Source organism: Citrobacter sp. RHBSTW-00887, from assembly GCF_013728095.1.
Classification (GTDB): domain Bacteria; phylum Pseudomonadota; class Gammaproteobacteria; order Enterobacterales; family Enterobacteriaceae; genus Citrobacter; species Citrobacter braakii.
In genome coordinates this window covers 2,471,147-2,493,805 of record NZ_CP056267.1, presented here as the reverse complement: position 1 = coordinate 2,493,805, position 22,659 = coordinate 2,471,147, and the positions used below count along the sequence as shown (strand labels likewise).

19 protein-coding genes, 2 tRNA genes and 2 other RNA genes are annotated in these 22,659 nt (G+C 53.0%); 9 read left to right on the top strand and 14 right to left on the bottom strand.

Features of this window, described 5'->3' with window-relative positions; genetic code table 11:
* The first annotated feature begins 134 nt into the window (after positions 1 to 134).
* The 4 genes from HV314_RS11875 to HV314_RS11860 all read left to right on the top strand — a co-directional run bounded on the left by HV314_RS11875 (position 135) and on the right by HV314_RS11860 (position 692).
* A tRNA-Tyr gene (locus tag HV314_RS11875) sits at positions 135 to 219 on the top strand.
* A gap of 36 nt (positions 220 to 255) precedes the next feature.
* Positions 256 to 340 (top strand) — tRNA-Tyr (locus tag HV314_RS11870).
* 44 nt (positions 341 to 384) lie between these two features.
* A non-coding RNA gene (locus tag HV314_RS11865) (RtT sRNA) lies at positions 385 to 516 on the top strand.
* A 44-nt stretch (positions 517 to 560) separates the two neighbouring features.
* Positions 561 to 692: non-coding RNA, RtT sRNA (locus HV314_RS11860), on the top strand.
* A 166-nt stretch (positions 693 to 858) separates the two neighbouring features.
* Here the strand turns inward: HV314_RS11860 and narI are convergent.
* The 5 genes from narI to HV314_RS11835 all read right to left on the bottom strand — a co-directional run bounded on the left by narI (position 859) and on the right by HV314_RS11835 (position 9,308).
* Positions 859 to 1,536, bottom strand: a complete 678-nt coding sequence (narI, locus tag HV314_RS11855; protein WP_016153281.1) for a respiratory nitrate reductase subunit gamma — start codon at positions 1,534 to 1,536, stop codon at positions 859 to 861.
* Positions 1,536 to 2,246, bottom strand: a complete 711-nt coding sequence (gene narJ, locus HV314_RS11850; protein WP_049042853.1) for a nitrate reductase molybdenum cofactor assembly chaperone — start codon at positions 2,244 to 2,246, stop codon at positions 1,536 to 1,538. Before narJ ends, narI begins: the two co-directional genes overlap by 1 nt.
* Positions 2,243 to 3,781: a nitrate reductase subunit beta gene (narH, locus tag HV314_RS11845; protein ID WP_003833388.1), complete on the bottom strand. Its 1,539-nt coding sequence runs from the start codon at positions 3,779 to 3,781 to the stop codon at positions 2,243 to 2,245. The genes narJ and narH overlap by 4 nt, the downstream gene beginning before the upstream one ends.
* A complete protein-coding gene (locus HV314_RS11840; RefSeq protein WP_181548048.1) occupies positions 3,778 to 7,521 on the bottom strand; it encodes a nitrate reductase subunit alpha in 3,744 nt (1,247 codons plus the stop codon). Before HV314_RS11840 ends, narH begins: the two co-directional genes overlap by 4 nt.
* Positions 7,522 to 7,916: 395 nt before the next feature.
* On the bottom strand, positions 7,917 to 9,308 hold the full coding sequence (locus HV314_RS11835) for a NarK family nitrate/nitrite MFS transporter (protein ID WP_016153284.1): 1,392 nt from the start codon (positions 9,306 to 9,308) through the stop codon (positions 7,917 to 7,919).
* A 340-nt stretch (positions 9,309 to 9,648) separates the two neighbouring features.
* Here HV314_RS11835 and narX point away from each other — a divergent pair, with 340 nt between their 5' ends.
* Both narX and narL read left to right on the top strand, forming a co-directional pair.
* Positions 9,649 to 11,445 carry a nitrate/nitrite two-component system sensor histidine kinase NarX gene (gene narX, locus HV314_RS11830; protein WP_016156734.1) on the top strand — a complete coding sequence of 599 codons (1,797 nt, stop codon included), beginning with the start codon at positions 9,649 to 9,651 and terminating at the stop codon, positions 11,443 to 11,445.
* Entirely contained in the window at positions 11,438 to 12,088 is a 651-nt protein-coding gene (gene narL / locus HV314_RS11825) for a two-component system response regulator NarL (protein ID WP_003020756.1), read from the top strand. The genes narX and narL overlap by 8 nt, the downstream gene beginning before the upstream one ends.
* Before the next feature lie 21 nt (positions 12,089 to 12,109).
* Here narL and HV314_RS11820 read toward each other — a convergent pair whose 3' ends face one another.
* Positions 12,110 to 13,495: a YchO/YchP family invasin gene (locus HV314_RS11820; protein ID WP_181548047.1), complete on the bottom strand. Its 1,386-nt coding sequence runs from the start codon at positions 13,493 to 13,495 to the stop codon at positions 12,110 to 12,112.
* Between the two features lie 175 nt (positions 13,496 to 13,670).
* Here HV314_RS11820 and HV314_RS11815 point away from each other — a divergent pair, with 175 nt between their 5' ends.
* Both HV314_RS11815 and HV314_RS11810 read left to right on the top strand, forming a co-directional pair.
* On the top strand, positions 13,671 to 14,024 hold the full coding sequence (locus tag HV314_RS11815) for a DsrE/DsrF/TusD sulfur relay family protein (RefSeq protein WP_049042858.1): 354 nt from the start codon (positions 13,671 to 13,673) through the stop codon (positions 14,022 to 14,024).
* A 262-nt stretch (positions 14,025 to 14,286) separates the two neighbouring features.
* Positions 14,287 to 14,532 carry a DUF1883 domain-containing protein gene (locus HV314_RS11810; RefSeq protein WP_003833405.1) on the top strand — a complete coding sequence of 82 codons (246 nt, stop codon included), beginning with the start codon at positions 14,287 to 14,289 and terminating at the stop codon, positions 14,530 to 14,532.
* A gap of 54 nt (positions 14,533 to 14,586) precedes the next feature.
* On the opposite strand, the gene HV314_RS11805 is transcribed toward HV314_RS11810, so the two are convergent.
* Positions 14,587 to 15,282 (bottom strand): gamma-glutamylcyclotransferase, encoded by a 696-nt coding sequence (locus HV314_RS11805; RefSeq protein ID WP_016156738.1) that lies wholly within the window; start codon positions 15,280 to 15,282, stop codon positions 14,587 to 14,589.
* A gap of 196 nt (positions 15,283 to 15,478) precedes the next feature.
* Entirely contained in the window at positions 15,479 to 15,709 is a 231-nt protein-coding gene (gene chaB / locus HV314_RS11800; RefSeq protein ID WP_016153288.1) for a putative cation transport regulator ChaB, read from the bottom strand.
* A gap of 275 nt (positions 15,710 to 15,984) precedes the next feature.
* Between chaB and chaA the strand changes: the two genes are divergently transcribed.
* Complete coding sequence (gene chaA, locus HV314_RS11795; protein WP_016153289.1) at positions 15,985 to 17,085, top strand: sodium-potassium/proton antiporter ChaA; 1,101 nt, start codon at positions 15,985 to 15,987, stop codon at positions 17,083 to 17,085.
* Between the two features lie 152 nt (positions 17,086 to 17,237).
* On the opposite strand, the gene kdsA is transcribed toward chaA, so the two are convergent.
* From kdsA to hemA, 6 genes are read right to left on the bottom strand one after another with little or no spacing between them, the layout of a single operon-like run.
* Positions 17,238 to 18,092 (bottom strand): 3-deoxy-8-phosphooctulonate synthase, encoded by an 855-nt coding sequence (kdsA, locus tag HV314_RS11790; RefSeq protein ID WP_016156739.1) that lies wholly within the window; start codon positions 18,090 to 18,092, stop codon positions 17,238 to 17,240.
* Between the two features lie 35 nt (positions 18,093 to 18,127).
* Positions 18,128 to 18,937, bottom strand: a complete 810-nt coding sequence (gene sirB1 / locus HV314_RS11785; RefSeq protein WP_003020775.1) for an invasion regulator SirB1 — start codon at positions 18,935 to 18,937, stop codon at positions 18,128 to 18,130.
* Between the two features lie 2 nt (positions 18,938 to 18,939).
* Complete coding sequence (gene sirB2, locus HV314_RS11780) at positions 18,940 to 19,332, bottom strand: invasion regulator SirB2 (protein WP_103283772.1); 393 nt, start codon at positions 19,330 to 19,332, stop codon at positions 18,940 to 18,942.
* Positions 19,329 to 20,162, bottom strand: a complete 834-nt coding sequence (prmC, locus tag HV314_RS11775) for a peptide chain release factor N(5)-glutamine methyltransferase (protein WP_016156740.1) — start codon at positions 20,160 to 20,162, stop codon at positions 19,329 to 19,331. The genes sirB2 and prmC overlap by 4 nt, the downstream gene beginning before the upstream one ends.
* A complete protein-coding gene (gene prfA / locus HV314_RS11770; RefSeq protein WP_095715909.1) occupies positions 20,162 to 21,244 on the bottom strand; it encodes a peptide chain release factor 1 in 1,083 nt (360 codons plus the stop codon). Before prfA ends, prmC begins: the two co-directional genes overlap by 1 nt.
* A gap of 41 nt (positions 21,245 to 21,285) precedes the next feature.
* The gene (gene hemA / locus HV314_RS11765; RefSeq protein ID WP_016153294.1) at positions 21,286 to 22,542 is read right to left on the bottom strand and encodes a glutamyl-tRNA reductase; all 1,257 of its coding nucleotides are present in this window, start codon (positions 22,540 to 22,542) and stop codon (positions 21,286 to 21,288) included.
* Between the last annotated feature and the right edge of the window lie 117 nt (positions 22,543 to 22,659).

Sequence of the window (22,659 nt, the reverse complement as noted above, 5' to 3'; positions counted from 1 at the left end):
ACCTTTACATCTTTACGCGTAAAAATCAGGCAACCAGTTCTTTTTTATCAACGGAATACTTTACAGGGGCGCATCATTTGATATGATGCGCCCCGCTTCCAACGGAAGCAGGCCAGTAACTAGCATTACCCCGTGGTGGGGTTCCCGAGCGGCCAAAGGGAGCAGACTGTAAATCTGCCGTCATCGACTTCGAAGGTTCGAATCCTTCCCCCACCACCATTCATTCCGATAGATTCATAAAATTAGTATACCCCTGGTGGGGTTCCCGAGCGGCCAAAGGGAGCAGACTGTAAATCTGCCGTCATCGACTTCGAAGGTTCGAATCCTTCCCCCACCACCATCACTTCATAAAGCACCTGTATCAAATCCATCTGTTATGCCTCATATTCTGCCCAGACGGGAAGGATGAGAAGCTTCGGCTAAGGTTCGATTCGAGCGTTAGCGAGAAAGCGTTGCCGCAGGTAACGACCCGAAGGGCGAAGCGCACCGCGCTGAGTAATCCTTCCCCCACCACCATCACTTCATAAAGCACCTGTATCAAATCCATCTGTTATGCTTCATATTCTGCCCAGACGGGAAGGATGAGAAGCTTCGACTAAGGTTCGATTCGAGCGTTAGCGAGAAAGCGTTGCCGCAGGCAACGACCCGAAGGGCGAAGCGCACCGCGCTGAGTAATCCTTCCCCCACCACCATCACCTCATAAAGCACCAGCATCCAATCCATCTGTAATGCCCCATACCTTGCCCTCGATCAAGCCTCAATTCGGGTCGGCAATTTGCCTGATGCGCTATGCTTATCCGGCAATTAGTCGTAAAAAAACCCCGCCGGAGCGGGGTTTTGTCTTACACAGATAACCGATTAATGACGCGCACGAACAATCTGGTATTTGCGCGTCAGATATTCGACCGGAACGCTCCAGATGTGCACCAGACGCGAGAACGGGAACAACAGGAACAGCGTCATACCCAGCACCAGGTGCATACGGAAAATGAACGCGACGCCATCCAGATATTGAGATGCACCACCCTGGAAGGTCACCACTGTCTGCGCCCAGTTCACCAGCTTCATCATCTCGCTGCCGTCCATATGCTGGGCGGAGAACGGAATGGTCAGCAGGCCCAGCGCACACTGGATCACCAGCAGGGAGAGGATCAGAATGTCCGCTCCGGTAGTGGTCGCCCGCACACGTGGGCTGAACAGGCGGCGTTTCAGCAGCAGAACGCCGCCAATCAAACACATCACACCACTGGCACCACCCGCAAACATCGCCATCTTTTGTTTCACTTCAAGCGGCAGCCACGCTTCATACATCCAGTGTGGTGTCAGCATGCCAAGGAAGTGCCCGGCAAAAATCCCCAGGATCCCGATGTGGAACAGGTTTGACGCCAGGTTCATCCCTTTGCGATCCAGCATCTGACTGGAAGCCGCGCGCCAGGTATACTGCCCATAGTCATAACGCAGCCAACTGCCAATCAGAAAGACAGAACCCGCGATGTACGGATAGATGTCAAAGAAGAACGTATTCAGGAAGTGCATTATTGCTGTCCTCCGGTGGTGATATTCAGATACTGCGGCGCAACGGCCCCGGCAAAACGACGCTGGTGAGCGGAAATTTCCGACTCACCGCACCCCTGATCGGCGAAGAATTTCACCTGCTCTTCTTCCCAGACCGCATCCAGCGCTTGTGGGGTATCGTCACGCGCTTCATCTGCAATTTTTTCAGCCACTTTATCGCTGTCGATAACGGTATTCGCCAGTTTTAACAGCAGATCGAACAGCACCGCATAACGGCTTTCACGCTGTTGCAAGCGAGCGCTGAGCAGCGCCAGAATCGGCGCGATATCCTGTAACCCCCCTAATGCTTCGCTTTTCGGCAACTGCGCAAGGTATTCCAGATACAGCGGCAGATGATCGGGAAGTTCGCGGCTGTCGAGCTGCAGACCGTGCTGTTCATACTGCGCCATCAGGTCAACCATAGCCTGACCACGATCGCGGGACTCGCCGTGTACATGTTCAAACAGCAACAACGAGGTGGCGCGGCCACGGTCAAACAGTTCGCTATAGCTTGCCTGCACATCCAGCATGTCCTGCGCGGTGAGATCGCGCAGGAAAACGCCCAGAGTCTGGGCATCCTCTTTATCCAGGTTCTCAGATGACGCGAGTGCATCGAAAAGTTCCTGCTGATGCTGCCACAAGGCAGCATCCGGGTACTCGAGCAGACGCGAAACAATGACAAGTTCAATCATTGGTGCGGCTCCGTTTTGCTGGTCACATCGACAGCGTCTATGCGGCGGCTGTTGAACAGATTGAATTTAGTATCAGAACCGTGGCAACCGTCACCGAAGGTAAAGCCACAACCGCTTTTCTCCGGGAACGCGTCACGTGCCAGTTCACGATGGCTGCTCGGTACCACGAAACGATCTTCGTAGTTAGCAATCGCCAGATAACGATACATTTCCTGTGCCTGCGCTTCGCTTAAGCCCACCTCTTCCAGCGCACGGGTATCAACTTTACCGTCAACGGTTTCCGCACGTTTGTAGTGACGCATCGCCAGCATACGTTTCAGCGCCAACAGTACCGGCTGAGTGTCGCCTGCGGTCAGCAGGTTCGCCAGGTACTGAACCGGGATACGCAGACTGTCAACGTCCGGCAGAATACCGTTGCTGCCCAGCTCACCCGCATCGGCGGCAGACTGGATCGGTGACAAAGGCGGCACGTACCAGACCATCGGTAGCGTGCGGTATTCCGGATGCAGCGGCAGCGCCAGCTTCCAGTCCATCGCCATTTTGTAAACCGGCGACTGCTGTGCAGCATCAATGACGCTCAACGGAATACCATCTTTCAGCGCTTGTTCAATAACAGCCGGATCGTTTGGATCGAGGAACACGTCCAGTTGACGCTGGTACAGATCTTTCTCGTGCTCCGTGCTTGCCGCACTTTCGATCGCATCTGCGTCATACAGCAGTACGCCGAGGTAACGAATACGGCCTACGCAGGTTTCGGAACAAACGGTCGGCTGACCGGCTTCGATACGCGGGTAGCAGAAAATGCACTTCTCAGATTTCCCGCTCTTCCAGTTGAAGTAGATCTTCTTATACGGGCAGCCAGTGATACACATACGCCAGCCGCGGCATTTATCCTGGTCGATCAGCACGATGCCATCTTCTTCACGCTTGTAGATAGCGCCGCTTGGGCAGGTCGCCACGCACGCCGGGTTAAGGCAATGCTCACACAAACGCGGCAGATACATCATGAAGGTATTTTCGAACTGACCGTACATTGCCTTCTGCATGTTTTCGAAGTTCTGGTCTTTGGCGCGTTTTTCGAACTCGCCCCCCAGAATTTCTTCCCAGTTCGGACCGCTGGTGATTTTATCCATCCGCTGACCGGTGATCAGCGAACGCGGACGGGCAATCGGCTGCGCCTTACTGTCTGCTGGGGCGTTGTGCAACGTTTGGTAGTCAAAATCAAACGGCTCATAGTAATCATCCATGCCCGGCAGATGCGGGTTAGCAAAGATTTTACCCAGCAGCAGTGCTTTGTTACCCATGCGCGGCTGCAGTTTGCCGTTGATTTTACGGATCCAACCGCCCTTCCATTTTTCCTGGTTTTCCCAGTCGTTCGGGAAGCCAACGCCAGGCTTACTTTCGACGTTATTGAACCAGGCGTACTCCATACCTTCACGGCTGGTCCAGACGTTTTTGCAGGTCACTGAACAGGTGTGGCAGCCGATGCACTTATCGAGATTCAGCACCATGCCGACTTGTGAACGAATTTTCATTTTACGCTCTCCTGTACCTGGTCATTGCCTTCGCCATCCAACCAGTTAATGTTCTTCATCTTACGTACAACTACGAACTCATCGCGGTTTGAACCGACGGTACCGTAGTAGTTAAAGCCGTATGCCAGTTGCGCATAACCACCGATCATGTGAGTTGGTTTCGGCGTAATACGAGTTACCGAGTTGTGGATCCCGCCGCGCTGCTGGGTGATTTCAGAACCCGGCAGGTTAACAATACGTTCCTGCGCGTGGTACATCATGGTCATCCCGGCCGGCACACGCTGGCTGACAACTGCACGCGCCGTCAGCGCACCGTTGCTGTTGAAGACTTCGATCCAGTCGTTATCTTCGATACCCAGATCCTTCGCATCAACTTCGCTCATCCACACAATCGGACCACCGCGAGACAGCGTCAGCATCAGCAGGTTGTCGCTGTAAGTGGAGTGGATACCCCATTTCTGGTGCGGCGTCAGGAAGTTGAGCGCTTTTTCAGGGTTACCGTTAGACTTCTCGCCGATCACCGCTTTCACCGAACGGGTGTCGATTGGCGGACGATACACCAGCAGGCTCTCACCGAAGTCACGCATCCACTGGTGATCCTGATACAACTGCTGGCGACCAGACAGCGTACGCCATGGGATTAGCTCATGAACGTTGGTATAACCGGCGTTATAAGACACATGTTCATCTTCCAGACCTGACCAGGTCGGACTGGAGATAATTTTGCGCGGCTGCGCCTGGATGTCGCGGAAACGAATTTTTTCGTCTTCTTTATTCAGCGCCAGATGCGTATGGTCACGACCGGTAAATTCACTCAGCGCCGCCCAGGCTTTAACGGCAACCTGACCGTTAGTTTCCGGAGCCAGCGTCAGGATCATCTCAGCAGCATCAATCGCGGTATCCAGCATCGGTTGGCCTTTCGCCGGACCGTCAGCCTTGGTGTAGTTGAGCTTACGCAGCAGATCCATTTCGCTTTGGGTGTTCCAGGCAATCCCTTTACCGCCGTTACCAATTTTTTCCATCAGCGGACCGATGGAGGTGAAACGCTCGTACGTTGCCGGATAATCACGCTCAACGGTCATGATGTGCGGTGCCGTAACACCTGGAATCAGGTCGCATTCCCCTTTTTTCCAGTCCTTCACGTCCAGCGGCTGCGCCAGTTCAGCAGCTGAGTCGTGCTGGATCGGCAGCGTAACGACGTCGATTTCTTTACCGAGGTGGCCCACACAAACTTCTGAGAATTTCTTGGCGATGGCTTTATAGATTTCCCAGTCGCTCTTCGATTCCCAGGCCGGGTCAACGGCCGCAGACAGAGGATGAATAAACGGATGCATATCCGAGGTATTCATATCGTCTTTTTCATACCAGGTAGCGGTCGGCAGCACGATATCGGAATACAGACAGGTACTCGACAGGCGGAAGTCCAGCGTAACGACCAGATCCAGTTTGCCGTCCAGTCCGTTATCCTGCCATTCCACTTCTTCTGGCTTCACGCCGCTCTGCTGGCCGAGATCTTTGCCCTGAATACCATGTTCAGTACCCAGCAGATACTTGAGCATGTACTCGTGGCCTTTACCGGAAGAACCGAGCAGGTTTGAACGCCAGATAAACAGGTTACGCGGATGGTTTTTACCGTTTTCCGGCTGCTCTGCCGCAAAGCGAATAGAACCTTCTTTCAGGGATTTAACGGTGTAGTCCACCGGCGTCATACCTGCTTTCTGCGCTTCTTTCGCGATATACAGCGGGTTAGTCCCTAACTGCGGCGCAGACGGTAACCAGCCCATACGTTCAGCGCGAACGTTAAAGTCAATCAAATGACCGCTATAGCGGGATTTGTCTGCCATCGGAGACAGCAGTTCCTGCGCAGTCACCGTCTCATAGCGCCATTGGCTGGAGTGGTTATAGAAGTAGGAGGTACTGTTCATATGACGAGGCGGACGCTGCCAGTCAAGAGCAAACGCCAGCGGCTGCCAGCCGGTTTGCGGACGCAGTTTTTCCTGCCCTACGTAGTGGGCCCAGCCGCCGCCGCTCTGGCCGATACAGCCACAGAACACCAGCATATTGATCAGGCCACGATAGTTCATATCGAGGTGGTACCAGTGGTTCAAACCGGCGCCGACGATAATCATCGAACGACCGTGCGTTTTATCTGCGTTATCCGCAAATTCACGGGCGATGCGTACAATCTGAGAACGTGATACACCTGTAATTTTTTCTGCCCACGCTGGCGTGTACGCTTTCACGTCATCGTAGCTGGTCGCGCAGTTTTCATCGTTCAGACCACGTTCCAGGCCGTAGTTAGCCATAGTCAGATCGTAAACGGTGGTCACCAGCGCCGTAGAGCCATCGGCCAGTTGCAGGCGTTTAACGGGCAATTTATGCAGCAGAATGTTTTCCAGTTCGACTTTACTGAAGTGCTCGGTGCCTTCGCCACCAAAGTACGGGAAGCCCACTTCAGCGATATCATCCTGGCTACCCAGCAGGCTGAGCTGCAGTTCAGTTTCATCACCGGACGTGCCATCGCGCTGCTCAAGGTTCCATTTGCCTTTTTCGCCCCAACGGAAACCAATTGAACCGTTCGGCGCAACCATTTCGCCGTTGCTGTTGATAGCGACAGTTTTCCATTCCGGGTTATTTTCCTGGCCCAGAGAGTCAACCAGATCCGCAGCACGCAGCATACGACCAGCAGCATAGTAGCCGTCGCGCTCTTCGAGCATCACCAGCATTGGCATGTCGGTATAACGACGTACGTAGTCGGTGAAATATTGGCTCGGGTTATCGAGGTGGAACTCGCGCAGCATGACATGACCCATCGCCATTGCCATCGCCGCATCGGTTCCCTGCTTCGGAGCCAGCCACAGGTCGCACAGTTTGGCAATTTCTGCGTAGTCCGGGGTAATTGCTACTGTTTTGGTGCCTTTATAACGAACTTCAGTAAAGAAGTGCGCATCCGGGGTACGAGTCTGCGGTACGTTAGAGCCCCATGCCAGAATGTAGCTGGAGTTATACCAGTCGGCAGATTCCGGTACGTCGGTCTGCTCGCCCCAGGTCTGCGGGGAGGCTGGCGGCAGGTCACAGTACCAGTCATAGAAGCTCAGGCAGGTCCCGCCAATCAGCGACATATAACGTGCGCCGGACGCATAAGAAACCATCGACATCGCCGGGATTGGCGAGAAGCCTGCGACGCGGTCAGGACCATAGGTTTTGATGGTGTAAACGTTAGATGCGGCAATCAGCTCATTCACTTCCTGCCAGGAAGAACGAACGAATCCACCACGACCACGCGCTTGTTTGAAGCTTTTTGCTTTATCGGCGTCTCCGATAATGGATGCCCATGCATCTACCGGATCGCTGTGCAGTCTTTTTGCTTCACGCCACATCTTCATCAGACGTTTGCGCATCAGCGGGTATTTCAGACGGTTAGCGCTGTAGAGATACCATGAATAGCTTGCACCACGCGGGCAGCCGCGAGGCTCGTGGTTGGGCATATCTGGACGAGTGCGTGGGTAGTCAGTTTGCTGGGTTTCCCAGGTCACCAGACCATTTTTCACATAGATTTTCCAGCTGCATGAGCCAGTGCAGTTTACACCGTGGGTTGAACGCACGATTTTGTCATGCTGCCAACGCTGGCGGTATCCATCCTCCCAGTCCCTGTTGGTATTGAGAAGCTGGCCGTGCCCATCGGCAAAGGTTTCGCCCTTCTGCTTGAAGTAGCGAAACCGGTCCAGGAATTTACTCATCGGTTTTCTCCTGTAGGAGCCTGACGGCTCTCTGATAAATCGACATTGCTTGATTGAGAGCGAAGGTAACGCTCTGAAAGGGCGTGAGAATTGATAACGATCAAGGCAGGCAGGGATGAAAATTGAGGGCCGATTTTGACATACCCCCTTAGTGGGATATCGATAAATCAATCAACATATTGAATTTTATTGATTTTTTTAAACTCACTTATCATACAAATGTTAAATTCTTTATAAGTGGGTATTAAGGGGTATCCCCCCTGTTTAGCATATTACGAGCACCGTTCTAACAGGCTGTTGTCGTGCCACAACATGAAAGTATGTTGTAACTAATTGCAGGCAAAAAAAAGCGCGGTCTAACACCGCGCAATGGATAATCAACAGTTACTACTTTTTTATTTTTTAGAATGACGTCCGTACACCGCCCAGGTGATAACCACACAGGCGACATAGAAGATCAGGAATACTTTCATCGCATCGACCGGGGAGCCAGTTAATGCCAGGGACGTACCGAATGCTTTCGGGATAAAGAAGCCGCCGATCGCACCAATAGCTGAGATAAAGCCCAGCGCTGCCGCGGTGTCGGTCGCCGCCTCGCGCATCGCTTTCTCTTCTGAACCGCCTTCAGCTTTCACTCTGTCCATCGTCAGCTTGCGAAAGATAACGGAGATCATCTGGAAGGTTGAACCACTCCCCAGACCAGCCGTCAGGAACAGCGCCAGGAACACCGCAAAGAAGGCGATGAAGTTGCCACCGACACCGTTTGATGGCAGCGTCAGGAACAGTAAGGCACTGAAAATAGCCATCAGCACGAAGTTCACCAGCGTTACACGGGTCCCCCCCAGTCGGTCAGAGATTGCGCCGCCTGCTGAACGTGCCAGGGCGCCAATCAACGGTCCAAAGAAGGCGTAATGCAGGATCTGTACCTCAGGAAACTGCGTTTTTGACAGCATCGCGAAACCGGCAGAGAAACCGATAAATGAACCGAAGGTTGCCAGATACAGCAGGCTCATAATCCACAGGTGCCCGCGTTTCAGCACCGGCAATTGCTCTTTCAGCGAAGCTTTTGAGGTTGCCAGTTCATTCATACCAAACCATGCGGCCAGCGTTAATACAGCCAGGAACGGGACCCAAATCCATGCGGCGTTTGCCAGATACAGTTGCGTACCATCCGGTTGTTCAACACCCTGGCTGCCAAATGCGGCAAAGATTGACAGTGAAACCACCAGCGGAGCGACCAACTGCATCACGCTGACGCCCATGTTACCCAAACCACCGTTCAGACCCAGCGCACCGCCCTGTTTCTGTTTTGGAAAGAAGAAGCTGATGTTTGCCATGCTGGAGGCAAAGTTCGCACCGGCAAAACCGCACAACAGCGAGATAATGATAAAGGTACTAAATGGCGTGGAGGTATCCTGCACCGCAAAACCTAACCATACGCAAGGAATGATCAGGATACCGGTGCTGAACGCCGTCCAGCGACGTCCACCAAACAGGGGGACCATAAAGGAGTACGGTACACGCAGCAGCGCGCCGGACACCGAAGGTAATGCCGTCAGCATGAACAGTTGTTCAGTGGTGAAATCAAATCCGACTTTCGGTAAGTTCACCGCCACGGCGCTAAATAACATCCACACGCAAAACGCCAGCAGCAAGCAAGGGACGGAAATCCACAGGTTACGGCTGGCGATTCGATGACCACGCTGCTGCCAGAAGGCGGGATCTTCCGGCCGCCATTCGGTAATTACAGCTCCAGATGCCCTTTCCGGGGCAGATGAGTGACTCATAGACACCTCTGATACTTGTTTCGATGCCTGCCACATTAGGGTTTACAGCTGGAGGTAAGTTGATATAAATCAAAGGAAAAGGTGTCATTATTGATGACTGAAATTTATCATCATCCTAAATGAGTACATAACTTCGGTAAAAAAGATGTGGTTTTTCACGCTTCTGTCGTCCCCTACTCCCCCTCGTTTAGGATCTCTCCCTCTGGCGGCAATTAAGGGGTAGCCCGTTTGAGGTATGGGTATACTCCAGTGTATCGCCGAGAATAACGCCACTGCCTGCAGCAGAATCGTCATTCAATAAGGTTTTCGGTTTTACGAAAACCCGAAGGAACAAGTCACCATGTTTAAACGTTGTCTTTCCCCGCTTACGCTGGTCAACCAGGTGGCGCTGATTGTTTTATTGTCTACTGCCATCGGCGTGGCAGGTATGGCAGTCTCTGGCTGGCTGGTTCAGGGCGTTCAGGGTAGCGCGCATGCAATCAACAAAGCGGGATCGCTGCGCATGCAAAGCTATCGCCTGCTGGCGGCCATACCGCTGGACGCCAACGATCAACCACTACTGGATGAAATGGAGCAAACGGCGTTTAGCCCGGAATTGACGCGTGCCGCGCAGCGTGACGGACAACAGGCGCAATTAAAAGCCTTACAGGATTACTGGCACACCAAACTGGCACCGGGGCTTGCGCATGCGCAAACGCCTGATGCGGTAGCGCAGGATGTCAGGCGCTTTGTGGGCGGACTGGATAAGCTGGTCACCGCCTTTGACCATACCACCGAATTACGCATTGAACGCGTCGTTCTGCTGCATCGCCTGATGGCTGTATTTATGGCGTTGCTGCTGGTCTTCACCATTATCTGGCTGCGCGTGCGCCTGTTACAGCCGTGGAAACAACTGCTGGCGATGGCGCGAGCCGTCAGTCAACGTGATTTTACCCAACGCGCACATATCAGTGGGCGTAATGAGATGGCTGCGCTGGGCTCGGCGCTGAATAATATGTCGGAAGAACTGGCCGAAAGTTACGCGGTGCTGGAACAGCGGGTACAGGAGAAAACGGCGGGTCTGGAGCACAAAAATCAGATCCTCTCTTTCCTGTGGCAAGCCAACCGCCGTCTGCACTCTCAGGTGCCGTTGTGCGAACGCCTCTCTCCGGTACTGAACGGTCTGCAAAATTTGACCCTGCTGCATGATATTGAACTGCGGGTCTATGACCTGGAAGATGAAGATAATCATCAGGAATTTACCTGCCAGTCCAATGTCAGCTGTGATGAGAAAGGCTGCCATTTGTGTCCGCGCGGTACGCTACCCGCCATTGACGGCGGTATCACGCTGAAATGGCGGCTAACCGATGCCCATACCCAGTATGGTATCCTGCTCGCGACTTTGCCGTACGGACGCCATCTCAGCCACGATCAGCAGCAACTGGTTGATACCCTGGTTGAGCAACTGACCGCAACGCTTGCACTCGACAGGCATCAGGAGCGTCAGCAGCAGTTGATCGTGATGGAAGAGCGTGCCACCATTGCGCGCGAACTTCATGATTCTATTGCACAATCGCTCTCCTGTATGAAGATGCAGGTGAGCTGTTTGCAGATGCAGGGCGATGCGCTTTCAGATAACTGCCGCGAGCTGCTCAGTCAGATTCGTAACGAGTTGAACGCCTCCTGGGCGCAACTGCGCGAGCTGTTAACGACCTTCCGTTTACAGCTGACGGAACCTGGATTAAGACCGGCGCTGGAAGCCAGCTGTCAGGAATACAGCGCGCGTTTTGGCTTTACGGTTAAGCTGGATTATCAGTTGCCACCGCGTCTGGTCCCTTCGCATCAGGCGATTCACCTGCTACAAATTGCGCGCGAAGCCCTGAGCAACGCCCTCAAACACTCTCAGGCCGATGAAGTAGTCGTGACGGTGGTGCAAAATGGTAAGCAGGTCAAACTTACAGTGCAAGATAACGGCTGCGGCGTACCGGAAAACGCCGAACGCAGTAACCACTACGGCATGATAATCATGCGCGACCGTGCGCAGAGCTTGCGCGGCGATTGCCGTGTACGCCGTCGCGAGACAGGCGGTACTGAAGTTGCTGTCACTTTTATTCCCGAAACAAACTTCACAGAAGTCCAAGGAGATACCCATGAGTAATCTGGAACCGGCAACCATCCTGTTGATCGACGATCATCCGATGCTGCGAACCGGTGTAAAACAGCTTGTCAGCATGGCGCCCGATATCACCGTTGTCGGCGAAGCCAGCAATGGTGAGCAGGGTATCGAGCTGGCAGAATCCCTTGATCCCGATCTGATCCTTCTTGATCTCAACATGCCTGGCATGAACGGTCTGGAAACACTCGACAAGCTGCGTGAGAAATCACTGTCAGGCCGTATCGTCGTGTTTAGCGTATCCAATCATGAAGAAGACGTGGTTACTGCACTGAAGCGCGGTGCCGACGGTTATCTGCTGAAAGATATGGAGCCGGAAGATTTGCTGAAAGCATTGCAGCAAGCGGCTGCCGGTGAAATGGTGCTGAGCGAAGCCTTAACGCCGGTTCTGGCCGCCAGCCTACGCGCAAATCGCGCAACGTCCGACCGTGATGTTACCCAACTGACGCCGCGCGAACGCGATATTCTTAAGCTCATCGCCCAGGGCCTGCCTAACAAGATGATCGCCCGCCGCCTGGACATCACCGAAAGCACGGTAAAAGTTCACGTGAAGCATATGCTGAAGAAAATGAAGCTCAAATCACGTGTTGAAGCCGCGGTATGGGTGCACCAGGAACGTATTTTCTGATAACGCGCGCATGCGTCATTGTTAACGAGGATCATTTTCCGAAACGGTAGTAAACGGTTCGGTCAGTGATAGCGTGATCTCATTGGAAGAGACACGCTGGCCCTGCTCATCTTCTACCACCACAGACAACCGCCAGCGGTTCGTCGCACCTTCTCTGCTGTCCCACTTCGGCATAATAATCGTCCAGCCCTGCGCGCTTCGGTTATTGCTGCCAGCCGTTAAGCTCAACGCCTGAGTATCGCCCTGCCACGTCAGGTGGCGGATCCCATGCAAACTACGCACCTGCAGCTTCAGCGCCACCGTCTCTCCCGGTTTGAGATCCCAGGGTGGCGTGGCCAAAAATACCGACAGCGTTTTACGCTGGCGATACTCCAGCGTCGGCAAATTGTTACGCTGCGGATCGTCATAACGACTGCCGCGCAGTGAACGGCTGTTCGCCACCTCACTGACCATCAACTGTTTTTTTAACGGCACGCCAAAACGGTAACTAAGGGTTAAGCCGAGGTTATTCTGGCTGATGCCGCTTTCACCCTGCTTATGCTGCGCTGTCACCGTGATTAGCGGCACCGGTGTATAGCTCAGCCCGAGGTTCACCGCCACCGGATTGTGATACCCGGTTCCCGAATGAAATAGATCCACCCGGTCGCCAAAATACTGTTCCACGCTGACGCTGGTATTGAGGTGTTGATAGAACGGCATCCGCATTTGCGCGGTCAGATCGTAGCCGCGGGCCATCCGTTGTTGCTGGGTTGCAAAACGATCCTGCCAGGAAGACAACGGTTGATAATAGTTAGCGGATAAGCGCAAATATTCGCCCCATGCCTCCGCGCCGAGGCCTCCCCGGGGCAGATTTTCATCCAGTAAGTTGTCATAAAAGGTGTTGTAACCCAGTAACCAACCGTCGCGTACCCAACGTTGCCCAATCCCCGCATTACTGACTAAGCCGTCGTCCTGTTGCGTCACTCCTAGCTGGCTCCAGGTAAGATAACGTTGATTGTCCTGCCACGGCACAAACCAGCTTCCCCGACTCCCGGTAAAACTGCCTTCGTTATCAACCTGCAACCCGATGCTGGCGTTTCCCCAGGGAGAGAGCCAGGATTCCAGTTGCTGATTCACCTGTTCGCTGACCGTATCTCGCACCTGGCCAAACGCGAACTGCTTCGCCTGTTCACCGGTATCAAGCCCGTTATCAGTCATGCTGGCTTCACCAAACGCTTTGACCATTTCGGCAAAATGCTTTTCGCCTGCCCGCGACTCCGGGGCCATACCAAGATCGGGCAAGCCATCACTATTGTTATCGAAAGGGTTTTCAGCCTGGCGCACAAAGGACGACTGCGCGTTAGCAGTACCGCCTGCCAGCGGCAAGAGTGCGAATACAGCAAGAGAAGAACAGATAATACGGCTCAAATCGTTAGTGGTTTCTTACATCAATTAGCCACAGTGGCATACTTATCTTAAACCATAACGTTTTCAGCGTTGATTTTCAGCCCCTCCCCCTTTTTTCGGCATTATCCTGGCATTGAGAAATAGGTGTAACATACGTGTCGGTTATTAACGCTCACATGCAGTAACAGGAGTAAAAATGCAAAAGATAGTGATCGTCGCGAACGGAGCGGCTTATGGAAGCGAATCGTTATTTAACAGCCTGCGTCTGGCTATCGCCCTGCGCGAACAAGAAGCCGCTCTCGACCTGCGTCTGTTTTTAATGTCTGATGCCGTAACCGCAGGATTACGTGGTCAGAAACCCGCGGAAGGCTACAATATTCAGCAAATGCTGGAGATCCTGACAGCGCAAAATGTTCCGGTAAAACTATGCAAAACCTGCACCGATGGTCGTGGGATCACGGCGCTGCCGTTAATTGACGGAGTGGCCGTCGGCACGCTGGTAGAACTGGCTCAATGGACGCTGGCTGCAGATAAAGTGTTGACCTTCTGATATACCGTTTTCAGGCAAGCGCACTGAAAGTGTCGATAATTTCCGGATTTAATATTTGATGGGCGCGGTTTCGTTGAACGTTAGCACGCCCGTTCAACCCTTTTGAGGTGTTTTGTCACTTTTGTTTAATCGTTATGCCATTTTTTGATCAAAATCAGCATCCTGTTGCTCCCCCTTTGGTGTTATGCAATGAGTGAAATGTGAACAACATCACGCAGCACTTTCGACAGAAAGTACGTTGTTTTCAAGAACGGGGTGAAAAATGGCATTAGTGAAGGCAAGTTTAAAGTTATTTGGTGGCGATACGGTGGTTGTGCGCTGTTCCGAGCGCTGTCACATCCATCTGATGAGCGAAAAAAATCACGTCAAAGACACGCAGTCCGACATCTTAAGCGTGCAGGATCGTGATAACGCATGGTTGACCGTGCCCTATACCGGCGTCTGGAACGTGCTGATCGACAGCCACAGTCAGTCGCTTGAGCATTCGATAAGTTATATTGCAGCCTAAGCGTGACATGCCCGAAAAGCGCCTGGCTTTCGGGCATACAATTCCACGCCGGGTTCAGGCAAACCCTGGCCGCATAACGCCTTCTGGCAGGTTCTCTCCCAACAATCGTTTGACCGTGATCACCAGATCATTAAGACAATCATCCTGCATCCCCAGCTTGACCAGCTCTTGTTCCAGTGAGAACAGATACTGGGCATTGGTGCCTAAAGGTCCGCTGGCCGCGGCGATAAGCGGCGCGATCACCTGCGCGCGCGTGTCTGACTCAAACAGCGGATGGCGCGGATCCATAATAAACACCAGCGCGTTCACCGTACGGCCGTCATCAAGCGCCAGCTGGCACCAGGTCGGCAGATAGCATCCGGTGATCATTTCTCGCTTCCACAACAGAGAAAGCTCTTGTTCCAGCGACGCGTCCGGCAAGCGGTAGGCCACACCGGTGGTACGTCCGCCCTCTTTCAGGGCCAGCATGCGGCCTGGCTGACACGCCGTTCCTCGCCCCGCCGTCAGGCGCAGACAAAATGCACGGTGCCAGCCGACTAATGTGCCGGTACAGGACTCTTCAAACTCTAAGGCCGGGTTCCACATCAACGATCCATAACCGAAGATCCACACCGGTCCATCATCTGGTCGACAAGCGAGCGTGGCGGCCAGTGAGGCTGCACGTTGTTCCGCTGACCAGAGTAGTGATTCTTCAATAGCACCAAATGCCGTCTTACAGTCGGCATTCAATAAAAAATCACGCGTTAACACCTTACACCTCCGCCACTGCTGCTTCCCTGCGACAACTTTTTTGACGCCTTCCGGGCTTTTTTACTGCTCATTTTGAAACCAATAGCTGGACAATAGGCAATTCACCGCTCGCTTGCAAGCCAGTAACCGCGCGGCGTAGCACGATTCGCTAACGCCTGATGCAAGCGAGTTTATAAAGGCATTATAATTGATACTGTTACGTCTTTTTATGCCATTTACCATCATCACCTTTTTGGTAATCATTTTTAACCGCGGCCCACGCCACCTTATGTGCAGTCTCTTCTCGGGTGGCATCGTCACGGCGGTCAGATTTGTCTTTATACTGTTCCCAGGCGCTGTTGAAAGCTTCTTTATAAATGTCCTGAGCATGGGCTGGCAGAACGTGCTGCACGCTGTCAGGCAGGTCGCTTTTAGATTTATAGGGCATTGTGAACTCCTCTTTTTAGGCTAAACCTTAAGTGTGGTTAACAATGCAGCGAGACGCCAATAATGGACATTTTTAGAAATTTTCTTTACCTAACCTTCTGTTAATTAAACAGTCTATAAACAAGAAATTGGTTTTTGGCCGCTTTAAGAGGGAAAACAGGTGATGTAGTAAAATTTCGTAAAATGTCACCTATAAAACCACGTTTTCTGTTATTTTTTACATTCTTTAATACTTTTTATAATTATAAATACCTGCAGAGATGGAGAATTAATTCAATGACACAAGCACATGAGGCGGTAAAAACCCGCCACAAGGAGACCTCTCTCGTCTTCCCGATTTTGGCGCTGGTAGTACTGTTCTTCTGGGGGAGCAGTCAGTCACTACCAGTGGTCATCGGTATTAATGCGCTGGCCCTTATTGGTATATTAAGCAGCGCATTCAGCGTTGTCCGTCATGCGGACGTATTAGCCCATCGACTTGGCGAACCCTACGGGTCGCTGATCCTCAGTTTGTCCGTTGTTATTCTTGAAGTCAGCTTAATATCCGCATTAATGGCAACCGGCGATGCCGCACCTACGCTCATGCGCGATACGCTGTATTCAATCATTATGATCGTAACCGGGGGGCTGGTCGGTTTTTCATTACTATTAGGTGGCCGTAAATTTGCCACTCAGTATATGAACCTATTTGGTATTAAGCAGTATTTAATCGCCCTGTTCCCACTGGCCATTATTGTACTGGTATTCCCGATGGCGTTGCCGGGGGCAAATTTCACTACCGCGCAGGCGCTGTTGGTGGCGTTAATTTCTGCGGCGATGTACGGCGTATTTTTGCTGATTCAAACTAAAACGCACCAAAGTCTGTTCATTTACGAGCATGAAGACGAGGGTGACGACGATGACCCGCATCACGGTAAGCCGTCTGCGCACAGCAATCTGTGGCACGCCGCCTGGCTTATCATTCATCTGATCGCTGTTATCGCCGTGACCAAGATGAACGCCAGCCCGCTTGAGACCTTGCTGACTGAACTGAATGCGCCAGTCGCATTTACGGGTTTCCTGGTCGCGTTACTGATCCTCTCGCCTGAAGGACTGGGCGCACTGAAAGCGGTTCTGAGCAATCAGGTACAGCGGGCAATGAATTTATTCTTCGGTTCGGTATTAGCCACAATTTCGCTGACCGTACCGGTGGTGACGCTGATTGCATGGGCAACCGGGAATGATTTGATGTTTGCGCTGGGGGCGCCAGAGATGATTGTGATGGTTTCATCACTGGTTCTGTGTCAGATCTCTTTCTCCACCGGACGCACCAATGTGCTTAACGGTGCAGCGCATCTGGCACTGTTTATCGCCTATCTGATGACAATATTTGCCTGATTATTATTTTAGACGTACCTCACGGTCCTCTTCAGGGCCGTTTTCTTTTCTGTCGATATAACACAATCGATGGCGCGTCTGGTGCCTGACGGCGACCTTTATACCCTTTTCAAATAGCAGGCCGGAGGGAAATTCCGGCCTGTCACATTCTCTTAGTTCTCGGTATCCAGCTCGTCGAAGCTTTTCACCAGGTCATCAATCGCTTTAATCTGCGTCAGGAACTGTTCCAGCTTCGCCAGCGGCAGCGCGGATGGACCATCGCATTTCGCATTGGCTGGATCCGGATGCGCTTCAATAAACAGACCTGCCAGACCAACCGCCATACCGGCACGCGCCAGTTCGGTAACCTGCGCACGACGACCGCCGCTTGCTGCGCCAAACGGATCGCGGCACTGCAGCGCATGGGTAACGTCAAAAATCACCGGTGAGTTGCCGGAGACTTTCTTCATCACGCTGAAGCCCAGCATGTCCACAACCAGGTTGTCATAACCAAAGTTCGCACCACGGTCGCACAGAATAACCTTATCGTTGCCGCCTTCATGGAATTTATCCACGATGTTGCCCATCTGAGCCGGGCTGATGAACTGCGGTTTCTTCACGTTGATAACGGCACCGGTTTTCGCCATTGCTTCCACCAGATCGGTCTGACGAGCAAGGAATGCCGGAAGCTGAATCACATCCACCACATCAGCAACAGGCTGTGCCTGGCTGGCTTCGTGAACGTCGGTGATCACTTTTACGCCAAAAGTCTGTTTCAGTTCCTGGAAGATTTTCATCCCTTCTTCAAGGCCCGGTCCACGGTAAGAGTGGATGGAAGAACGGTTGGCTTTATCAAAGGAGGCTTTAAACACGTAAGGGATACCCAGCTTTTGAGTAACGGTTACGTAGTGCTCACAAATGCGCATCGCCAGATCGCGGGATTCCAGCACGTTCATTCCGCCAAACAGCACGAACGGCAGGTCATTTGCCACGTTGATGTCGCCAATGCTAACCACTTTTTGTTTCATAGGATCGCCTTAAACGGTAGGTAAAGTGTGATTAATCAATGCAATACAATTTGTTTGTGCGAAATAGTATTAATTTGCGCACGAATCATTTCGCTGATCGGGTCTTCCGGACACTGTTCAACGAAATAACTTAAATCTGTCAGCGCAACATGTTCGCACTCGAGTTGCGCGTATATTAAACCACGATCGCGAATTTCATACGGATCTTCAGGATTAAACTGCAATAGTGCTTCACTGGCACGCAGCGCCAGCTCCATTTGCCGCTCTTCCATCAGTGATGATTTCAGCGTGTCGAGCAGTTTGCGGATCACTTCCGCGTTATCCGCCTCATCCAGGTCTTCGTTAAACAGCTCCGCGACCGGGCTGATGTTCCCCTTCAACCACACTTCCAGCGTGTGCTCATTTAACGTTTCGCCATTGAATGGATTGATTAGCCACATTTCACCATCGAGCGACTCAATACGAAGGATCAGTTGCGTCGGGAAAATCACCGGTACCAGCGGCAGCTCCAGTCTGTTGGCAATCCACAATAAGATCGCCCCCAGAGACACGGCGCTGCCCTGCCGATTTTTCAGTACCTGGTCAAGCCAGAGTGCATCAGAAAGACGATAGACGCCGTGGGTATCCGTAAATCCCCATTCGCCGTAAAAAAGTGCCAGCAGTTTTTCCAGTTGCTCATCCTGAGACAGGAGCTGGCTAATTTCTTCTTGCGCCAGACTGACCAGACGTTCCAGTTCGTCGTAGACAGTTTGTGTTGGAAAATCCAGACGGATAGACTCCGACGCCAGGATCATCCCATCACACAATGGCGCTTTATTAAATTCGAAATCAGCTAACGACCTCATGCTTACCCCAGTAACGGTATTTTTGTGGTGGCGAGTTTAATGATGATGTACAGCACCACCAGCGCCAGCGGAAATGCGACTAATCGCGCCTGCTGACTGCGCGCCCGACGATAATCGAGCGCAATAAAACCCAAAACGATGTAAATGATAACCCCAAACAGCTTTTCAGTCAGCCATGTCCCGTGCTCAGTGAATGGCAGGATGTGCGCTTTAACCATTAGCGCCACGCCGCTGAGTAATAAAACGGTATCCACAACCGGTGGTACAATGCGCGTCCAGCGTGCGCAGGCAAGACGCGAGTCGGTGTAACGCCACCAAAAACGCAGCGCCAGCAAGCCAACAGAAAGCGCAATACTGATGAGATGAATGTTGAGTAACACACTGAAGGTACTCATGATGGGATGCGTCCAAGCGTAATTCGCTCGTTGCCGCCATAATCACGGCAGGTTTCAACCGCCTGGTAACCCGCACGAGTAAAGACGTCCCGGACGGCCTGCCCCTGCTGCCAGCCATGTTCCAGCAACAGATAGCCGCCGGGCGTTAACACGCGCTGAGACTGGTCAATGATATGCACAATATCCGCCAGTCCCCGATCGCCCGCCACCAGTGCCGACAAAGGTTCAAAGCGTACATCGCCTTGCGCCAGGTGCGGATCCTGTTCGTCGATATACGGCGGATTACTGACAATCATGTCAAACTGCTGTCCCTGCAAAGCGCTGAACCAGTTGCTTTGCAGCACGCAAACATTGTCGATGCCCAGATGCTGTTTGTTGCGAGTGGCCAGCGCAACAGCATCCGGCATGCGGTCAACCGCCGTTACCGCGCAATCCGGACGTTCGGTTGCCAGTGCCAGCGCAATGGCGCCCGTGCCGGTTCCCAAATCGAGAATGCGGCACGCTGACGCCGGCAGGCGAGCCAGCGCCTGTTCCACCAGACACTCAGTATCCGGACGAGGGATAAGCGTAGCCGGAGACACAAACAGCGGCAGCGACCAGAACTCCCGCACGCCGGTTAAATGCGCCACCGGCTCACCCCGCTGACGGCGCTCCAGTAATGTGTCGAGCTGTTGACGCTGCGCCTCGGTTAACACCGTTTCACCGAAAGCCAAAATAAAGGTGCGTCCCTTACCGGTAACAAACTCGAGCAAAATCTCGGCGTCACGGCGCGGGCTTTCACTTGCCTGTAATTGGCTTATCGCTTCACGCAGCCAGTGCTGATAATCCATTAATCCTGCTCGGACAACGCCGCCAGTTGGTCGGCCTGGTATTCCTGGACAATTGGCTCAATGAGCATATCCAGTTTGCCTTCCATCGTTTCATCCAGACGGTAGAGCGTCAGGTTAATGCGGTGATCGGTCACGCGACCCTGCGGGAAGTTATAGGTACGGTTGCGATCGCTGCGATCGCCACTGCCCAACAGATTGCGACGCTCAGAGGCTTCTGCCTGTTGACGTCTTGCCACTTCGGCGGCACGAATTCGCGCCCCCAGCACCGACATCGCTTTCGCTTTGTTTTTATGCTGCGAACGTTCGTCCTGGCATTCCACTACGATACCGGTCGGCAAGTGGGTAATACGGATTGCGGAGTCGGTGGTGTTAACGTGCTGCCCCCCTGCGCCTGATGAGCGGAAGGTATCAATACGCAGATCGGCCGGGTTGATGTCCGGCAGTTCGGCATCCGGCAGTTCCGGCATGACCGCGACCGTACAGGCAGAAGTGTGAATACGGCCCTGTGACTCCGTCGCAGGTACGCGCTGCACACGATGCCCACCGGACTCAAATTTCAGTCGACCGTACACGCCTTCGCCGCTAATTTTAGCAATGACTTCTTTAAACCCGCCATGTTCGCCTTCGCTGGCGCTCATGATCTCTACCCGCCAGCGACGCGATTCAGCGTAACGGCTGTACATGCGGAACAGATCGCCGGCAAACAGCGCGGCCTCATCACCACCGGTTCCCGCACGCACTTCGAGGAAGGCGTTACGTTCGTCATCAGGATCTTTAGGCAACAGCAGAACCTGCAGATGTTGCTCCAGCTGCTCGCATTTATCTTTTGCTTCACGCAGTTCATCCTGCGCCATTTCACGCATTTCAGGATCGTCGAGCATCATCTGAGCCGTCTCGATATCTTCCTGAACCTGTTGCCAGTCCGTAAAACAGCGAGATACATCGCTTAATTGCGCATATTCGCGCGACAGTGCACGAAAGCGTTCCTGGTCTGCGATAGTACCCGCATCCCCGAGCAGCGCCTGAACTTCTTCATGGCGTTCATGCAGGGCTTCCAGTTTGGCAACGATAGAAGGCTTCATAGGCGTAAATGCACCCTGTAAAAAATAAGATTGGTGTGCTGCTACTCCAGCCCGAGGCTGTCGCGCAGAATATTCAGGCGTTCACTATCCCCGTCACGGGCAGCCTGTTGAAGTGATTTGGTTGGTGCATGGATCAAGCGGTTGGTCAGTTTCCAGGCCAGATCCTGCATAATGGCTTGCGCATCACCACCCTGTTGAAGAGCGGCCAACGCTTTGGCAGTCAGTTCATCACGAATCTGTTCTGACTGACTGCGATACTCGCGGATAGTTTCACTTGCGCCCTGAGCGCGTAGCCAGGCCATAAATTCGCTGGTTTCCTGCGCCACAATGGTTTCGGCTTCCACGGCCGCCGCTTTGCGCTGGGCCAGGTTATGCGAAATGATGCTTTGCAGGTCGTCAACGCTGTACAGATAGGCGTTGGACAACTTACCCACTTCCGGCTCGACATCGCGCGGTACGGCGATATCCACCAGCAGCATAGGTTGATTACGGCGATTTTTAAGCGCGCGCTCCACCATTCCTTTGCCGATAATCGGCAGCGGGCTGGCGGTAGAACTGATAATAATATCGGCATCCTGTAAACGCGCGTCTATATCACTCAGCGAAATCACTTCGGCGCCGACTTCATCCGCCAGCACTTGCGCCCGCTCGCGGGTACGGTTGGCGATGATCATCTTCTTCACTTGATGCTCACGCAGGTGTCGCGCCACCAGCTCAATGGTTTCGCCTGCGCCCACTAACAGCACGGTCACCGTGGAGAGCGATTCAAATATCTGCCGCGCCAGCGTACAGGCGGCAAAAGCTACGGACACGGCGCTGGCACCGATGTCTGTTTCTGTTCGTACACGTTTAGCGACAGAGAATGATTTCTGGAACATGCGTTCCAGCGCACTGGCGTTCAGGTGACCTTTTTGCGAATCCGCAAAAGCTTTTTTCACCTGCCCCAGAATCTGCGGTTCACCAAGCACCAGCGAATCCAGACCGCTGGCAACACGCATCAAATGACTGACGGCGTCGTTGTCCTGGTGCCAGTACAGGCTATTGCGCAAGTCTTCTTCATTAAGATTATGGTAATCGCACAGCCAGCGAACCAGCGCTTCTTGCAGGTTATCCTGCTCTTCAACGCTGAGATACAGTTCCGTACGGTTACACGTCGACAGCACCACCCCGCCCTGCACCATTGGCTGCGCAAGCAGGCTGTCCAGCGCCTGATCGAGCGTATCCGGCGAAAACGTTACGCGTTCTCGCAGCGATACAGGTGCCGTTTTATGGTTAATACCAAGCGCTAAAAGGGTCATGTGTGCGGGAATAGTACCAGCGTTGATAAGGTTAGACTGGGTGCATCATACAGGATGCGTGCGGTCAATAAAAGAGACTGCCCCCTTTTGGAGTAATAGCTTAGTGCACAAATTTGA